1 pseudogene is annotated in these 335 nt (G+C 35.2%); it reads left to right on the top strand.

Annotation, left to right across the window (positions count from 1 at the left end):
* Positions 1-109: 109 nt before the first annotated feature.
* Positions 110-335: pseudogene (locus SB717_RS34420) on the top strand (imidazole glycerol phosphate synthase); the annotation flags it as partial.

Here is a 335-nt window from a genome sequence, read left to right as displayed (position 1 = left end):
AGAAAACATTTTCCTCCTTTTAATAGATATTACTGCCCGTTAATGCGGGATAAAAAAGAAAAAGAGATACATACTACTATTGAACCTTGTTATGAAAGGAGCCATGACTTTGACTGAGAAATTTGATGATTATAAAAGAAGAGATAGAATAGATAGTGATTATAGTGACTATAAAGAAGAGTATGCCGCTGAGGTTGCACCACAACGCATTGATTATGATTACGATGATAAAGACGATTAAGATGTTGTAAAATCGTCCGCTGCTGGATCAACTGCTGGTTTTATCGCTCTTGCGCTATCTATCTTATCGCTATTTACATTCCCAACACTATTTG

The organism is Priestia sp. SIMBA_032, assembly GCF_046535215.1.
Lineage (GTDB): Bacteria > Bacillota > Bacilli > Bacillales > Bacillaceae_H > Priestia > Priestia aryabhattai.
This window is presented reverse-complemented; position numbering and strand designations above follow the sequence as displayed.